The 5,114-nt window shown below is 69.4% G+C and carries 6 protein-coding genes and 1 pseudogene; 4 read left to right on the top strand and 3 right to left on the bottom strand.

Translation table 11 applies throughout. The features are described from left to right. Positions 1-154 precede the first annotated feature (154 nt). Positions 155-445, bottom strand: a complete 291-nt coding sequence (locus tag AB0I94_RS15895; RefSeq protein WP_363310157.1) for a DUF397 domain-containing protein — start codon at positions 443-445, stop codon at positions 155-157. Continuing rightward, positions 405-1,253, bottom strand: a complete 849-nt coding sequence (locus AB0I94_RS15890) for a helix-turn-helix transcriptional regulator (protein ID WP_363310156.1) — start codon at positions 1,251-1,253, stop codon at positions 405-407. The genes AB0I94_RS15895 and AB0I94_RS15890 overlap by 41 nt, the downstream gene beginning before the upstream one ends. Positions 1,254-1,386: 133 nt before the next feature. On the opposite strand from AB0I94_RS15890, the gene AB0I94_RS15885 reads away from it, so the two are divergent. The 3 genes and pseudogenes from AB0I94_RS15885 (at position 1,387) to AB0I94_RS15875 (ending at position 2,615) form a co-directional block, all read left to right on the top strand. Then, complete coding sequence (locus AB0I94_RS15885) at positions 1,387-1,776, top strand: ATP-binding protein (RefSeq protein ID WP_363310155.1); 390 nt, start codon at positions 1,387-1,389, stop codon at positions 1,774-1,776. An 80-nt stretch (positions 1,777-1,856) separates the two neighbouring features. Beyond that, positions 1,857-2,246, top strand: a pseudogene (locus AB0I94_RS15880) (hypothetical protein); the annotation flags it as partial. 219 nt (positions 2,247-2,465) lie between these two features. Further along, a complete protein-coding gene (locus AB0I94_RS15875; RefSeq protein ID WP_363310154.1) occupies positions 2,466-2,615 on the top strand; it encodes a hypothetical protein in 150 nt (49 codons plus the stop codon). Positions 2,616-2,639: 24 nt separating this feature from the next. On the opposite strand, the gene AB0I94_RS15870 is transcribed toward AB0I94_RS15875, so the two are convergent. After that, entirely contained in the window at positions 2,640-3,581 is a 942-nt protein-coding gene (locus tag AB0I94_RS15870) for a LysR family transcriptional regulator (RefSeq protein ID WP_363310153.1), read from the bottom strand. Between the two features lie 151 nt (positions 3,582-3,732). Here AB0I94_RS15870 and AB0I94_RS15865 point away from each other — a divergent pair, with 151 nt between their 5' ends. Further along, a complete protein-coding gene (locus AB0I94_RS15865) occupies positions 3,733-5,028 on the top strand; it encodes an SGNH/GDSL hydrolase family protein (RefSeq protein WP_363310152.1) in 1,296 nt (431 codons plus the stop codon). Positions 5,029-5,114: the final 86 nt, after the last annotated feature.

The following is a 5,114-nucleotide window of genomic DNA, read 5'->3' as shown; positions in this document are numbered from 1 at the left end:
GACGGGGCCCCGGCGAGCGCGGGCCAGCGGCGCGGCGCGTAGGGCACCCCAACGTCACCGCCGCGTCCACCAGGGTCGCCCGTCACATCGGTGCCGGGCTCATCTCTCCACCCCACAGGGGAGTTAAGCGCGCGAGCCGCCCGTTCCGGGGCGGTCAGTTTCGCCCCAGGCCCCCGTCAGCCGCTGCCTTCAAGAAGCGGGCGAAGGTGCCGGGGGAGACGGTGAAGACGGGGCCTTCGGGGTCCTTGCTGTCACGTATGGCGACGGATTCGTTGCACTGGGCTTGGGCGAATTCGATGCATTCACCGCCGGTGCCGCCGCTGTACGACGACTTGCGCCACTCCGTGCCGTTGAGGGGGGCGCATTCGATGCATTCGCCGCCACTGGTCCCGCTGTAGGACGACTTACGCCACTGTGCGCCCGTCAGGTGCCGTGCGGTGCCCATAGCGTTCCTCCATCACACGAGCGATCAGTTTTGCCGAGCCTTCTGTCGAGAGGGCACAGCTCTGCAAGCGAGCGTAGCCGACCGAACGCTCCCTGATCACTTGCGAATTTGCGGTCATATGGCCTGCGTCGTAGCTCTCGGCGTAGAACAGGTCCGGGTCGTCATCGAAACGCAGGAGAGTGAATGACCCCATCATCCCGGTGTGCTGGCCAATCGAGTACGGGAGCACCTGCACCTGCACCCACGGGTGGTCACGGAACTCCAACAACCGCGCTAGTTGGCCTCGCATGACATCCCGGTCGCCGACCTCTTGGTGCAGCACAGCTTCGCCCACAACCACCCACAGTGCAGGGGGTTGCTGGCGCTCCAGGATGCGCTGCCGTTCCATACGAGCCGCGACCAACTCCTCGCGTTTGCCTGGATGGTCTACGCCCAGTAGCGCCCGGGCGTATTCCTCCGTCTGCAACAGTCCGTACACCAACTGGCACTGATACGTGGAGATGTAGGCCGCCCGCGCCTCCATCTCCGCATAAGCCTGAAACCAGGTAGGCAGCTGGCTCTTCAACACCAGCCCCACCAACCGCGAAAACACCCCGTCAGTACCGAGCGCCGCATCCACCCGCTCAGAGAAATCCCGCGTCGGCACCTTCTTCGCCGTCTCGATCTGGCCGATCAAGGACGCCGTACAGAAGATGCAGCCGCCCAACTGCCCCTGCTTCAGCCCGGCCGCTTCCCGCAGGCGGCGCAGCTCGGAGCCGTAGTAGTCCAGCGGCGACGCGCTGGGGTCGAGGTCGCGGATGTTGACCATGCGAGGGCCCCCATAACCAACGCCGTGCGGCGTTCATTTCAAGTCGTAGCCCAGCGTAACCAAGCCACTCCACGCTGGTGACATGAATCACGTAACTCCCCCTCCACCTCTACCCGTTCGCGGGACGTACCGGATGAGCCTCACGCTCGGTGAGCACTCGGCCCGGCACCTGCGGTTCATCGTCCGGGCGTATCTGGGGAGTTGGGGCATGGGCGAGCTGCGGGACTGCGCCGAGCTGGCCCTCACCGAGCTCGTCACGAACGTCGTACGTCACGTGCCGGACCGCCACTGCGAGCTGCTCATCCTGCGGCGCCCGCAGGGGCTGCGCGTGGAGGTCGCGGACCGGTGTCCGAAGCTTCCCCGGCAGGGCGGTGACGAGGAGCTGGCCGAGGGGGGCCGCGGCCTGCTCATCGTCGCGGCGGTCACCGATCGCTGGGGCTACGACCCGCGGCCGGACGGCCCCGGCAAAACGGCCTGGTTCGAGTGCGACGCCAAGGAGCCGGGGACCACCCGTTCGGGCTAAGCCCGCTCGCGACCGGCGTAGGGCTGTCACACGCTGTGAACTCCTGACCGTCGAGGAAGAGAAGAAGAGAAAGGGTGTCCATGAGCAGCGGAGCGAACAACCCCCGGAGCGAAAGCCCCTGGGCGTCGGGCGGCACGATGTTCGCGGGTGTCCTGATGCTGGTCAGCGGCATCCTCGGCATCCTCGAAGGCATCGCGGGCATCGCCAAGGACGACGTCTACGCGCGCATCGGGGACTACGTCTACAAGTTCAACCTCACCACGTGGGGCTGGATCCATCTGATCCTCGGCATCCTGGTCGCGATCGCCGGCTACGGCATCCTCAAGGGCGCGGCCTGGGCCAAGGCGTGCGGTGTCGCGCTGGCCTCGCTCTATGTCGTCCTGCACTTCATTTGGCTGCCGTACCAGCCGATCTGGGCGCTGATCGCCATCGCGCTCGGCACCTTCGTCATCTGGGCGCTGTGCACCGACCACTCGGACCTTGACGCCCGCCGTGACGGGCCGGGGGCGCCGGGTGGCGGCTGGGAGACCCGGAAGACCTCCAGCGGCCCTGGTCCGTTCGCCGAGGGCGCCTCGGGCGCCTCGGGCGCCTCCGGCGCCGACCCCGGGCCGTCCCGGGGGCCGGGACGCACGCCGCCTCCCACCGTCTGACCGACCGATCGCGCGGCGGTGGCCGTCCCGGAGGGGCCCGTGACCGACACGTCCACGTCCGGCCACGGGCCCTCCCTCTGGACGCCGCGGGCCCGCGCCCTGACCCTGCTGCCGCTCAGCTTCGTCGCCGAGCGGTTGCAGGGTCTGCTGCGGGACGTGCTGCCGGACGCGGACGGGGCCGGGGACTGAGCCCGGGGCGAGGCCCGGGGCCCGTCAGAATCGCGCCGGTCCTCCGTTCGCCGCGACGGCGTCCCGCACCGCGCGGACGAACGCCTCAAGCCGCGGGGTGCCCGCGGCGGCCGTACGCGAGATGAGCGCGACGTCGGCCGACGGGACGCCGTCCAGGGGGACGAAGACGATGTCGGGCCGTGAGTAGTACTTCTCCACGGAAGCGACGACGGGCGAGACGCCCTGCCCCGTGGCGACCAGCGTCATCATCTCCTGGAAGCCCGCGACGGCCTGGCCCCGGCGGATCGGCAGGCCGCTGGGGGTCCGGGGCGGGATGTGGAAGTCCCACCAGTAGGCGGGCGCGCCGTTCACGACACCGAAGAAGGTCTCGCCCGCGCACTCTTCGAGTGACACGCTGTCGCGCCCGGCGAAGCGGTGGCCGAGCGGCACGGCGAGCATGCGGGCTTCGTTGATGACGACGGGCCCGACCGTGAGGTCCGGCTCCTCCACGGGCAGGCAGGTGAACAGCACGTCGGCGTCGCCGCCGCGGAGCGCGCCCAGCGGGTCGCCGAACTGGGTCTCCCGCATCCGCACGTCACAGCGCGGGCAGCGTTCGCGGAACGTCCGCAGGATCGCCGAGGTCAGGGAGCCCGCGCCCGACCCGAGGAAGGCGATGGTCAGTTCGCCCTCGACACCACGCGCCACGTCCTTGGCACGGGCGACCGCGGCCTCCATCCGCAGGTGCAGCGGCGCGAGATCGTCGTACAACTGCCGTCCGAGCGGAGACATCTCCACCCGTCGGCTGGTGCGCTCGAAGAGCGGGGCGCCGATCTTGCGTTCCAGTTTCTTGACGGTCTGGCTCACGCGGGCCTGGGAGAGGAGAAGGCGTTCGGCGGTGCGGCCGAAGTGGAGCTCTTCGGCGAGCGTGAGGAAGGTTTCGAGTTCTTGCCGTTCCATGGCCGTGCCCACCCCGTCCGTCTGCGACATACATACGGCTCTGACCTGCATCGATAAGCCTGAGCGTGCCGATCGTTTCACGGATCGCCGTTGATCGGGGGCCGCCGGTGGCGGATCTTGGAGGAGTCCGGTCGACGGACGCCTTCAGCTTCTCGCTCTCTTCAACTCCCCGGAGACTCCCATGCTTTCGCGTACTCGTACGTCCGCTGTCGCCGCCGCTGCCGCGCTCGCCCTGACCGCCGGTCTCGGTGTCGCCGTCACCGGGGCCCACGCCTCGGGCTCGAAGCCCGGTCCGGGGGCGTCCGGGCCCGCCTGGACCGCCGCCTGGGCCGCGTCGCCGCAGCGCGCGAGCACGGGCTTCAAGCCCAACTGGTCGGAGGACGGCTTCTCCGGGCAGACCCTGCGCCAGGTCGTCCGCGTCACCGAGGGCGGCGACAGAGCCCGCATACGGCTCTCCAACGTGTACGGCACGTCACCGCTGCACATCGCGGGGGCGACCATCGCACGTACGAAGAAGGGGGCCTCGGTCGAAGAAGGCTCGGTACGGCGCCTCACGTTCGATGGGAGGCGGTCGGTCTCGATCCCGGCACACGGCCAACTCTCCAGTGACGAGGCAGGGTTGCGGCTCAAGCGCTTCGAGTCGGTGACCGTGACCCTGCATCTGGCCCGCACGACGGGGCCCGCGACGTTCCACGCGCAGTCGTTCGCGACGAGTTACCGGGCGGACGGGGATCGGCTCGGGGACGCGGGGGCGGGGGCGTTCGACGAGTCGACGGAGTCGTGGTACTTCCTGTCGGGGGTGGATGTGCGGGGCGAGCGGGAGCGGGAGCAGGCTCGGCGCGGCGGGAACGGAATCGTCCTCTTCGGCGACTCCATCACCGACGGCTTCGCCTCCTCCACCGACCTCAACCGCCGCTGGTCCGACGCGCTCGCCGAGCGGCTTGCCAAGGCGGGTAAGCCCCGGCCGGTCCTGAACGCCGGTATCGGCGGCAACCTCGTCCTCAACGACTCCGCCTGGTACGGGGAGAAGGGCACGGCCCGCTTCGGGCGGGACGCGTTGGACCTGCCGGGGGTGGGGACCGTGGTCGCCCTTGAGGGCGTGAACGACATCGGGTTCAGCGAGAGCGACACGCCCACGTACAAGCCTGCCCCGGAGGTGAGCGCCGATGAACTCATCGCGGGGCACCGGAAGTTGATCCGGGCCGCGAAGGAGAAGGGGGTTCGGGTGGTAGGGGCCACGTTGCTGCCGCTGGGGGGTTCCGATCACTACGGGGAGCGGGCGGCGAAGGTGAGCGATGAGTTCAACGAGTGGGTGCGGAACTCTGGGGAGTACGACACGTTCGTGGACTTCGACCGGGCGCTGGCCGGCCCCGACGGCGAGCGGATCGCCCCGGAGTACGACAGTGGGGATCACCTGCACCCGAATGACGCGGGGTATCGGGCGATGGCCCGAGCGGTGGCTCTCGAACAGCTCTGATCCCCAACCCCGCCCCTTCCCGAAAACTCGCTCGGCGCGAGGGCCCTCCTCAAACGCCGGAGGGGCTGAATCTTTCAGCCCCTCCG

It is taken from the genome of Streptomyces sp. NPDC050147 (assembly GCF_040660195.1).
In the GTDB taxonomy this organism is placed as follows: Bacteria; Actinomycetota; Actinomycetes; order Streptomycetales; family Streptomycetaceae; genus Streptomyces.
This window is presented reverse-complemented; position numbering and strand designations above follow the sequence as displayed.

Bases quoted from the DNA above. Each gene is read 5' to 3' on its own strand.
- AB0I94_RS15890 (WP_363310156.1), bottom strand. From the start codon at position 1,253: ATGGTCAACATCCGCGACCTCGACCCCAGCGCGTCGCCGCTGGACTAC.
- AB0I94_RS15870 (WP_363310153.1), bottom strand. From the start codon at position 3,581: ATGTCGCAGACGGACGGGGTGGGCACGGCCATGGAACGGCAAGAACTC.
- AB0I94_RS15895 (WP_363310157.1), bottom strand. From the start codon at position 445: ATGGGCACCGCACGGCACCTGACGGGCGCACAGTGGCGTAAGTCGTCC.
- AB0I94_RS15865 (WP_363310152.1), top strand. From the start codon at position 3,733: ATGCTTTCGCGTACTCGTACGTCCGCTGTCGCCGCCGCTGCCGCGCTC.
- AB0I94_RS15885 (WP_363310155.1), top strand. From the start codon at position 1,387: ATGAGCCTCACGCTCGGTGAGCACTCGGCCCGGCACCTGCGGTTCATC.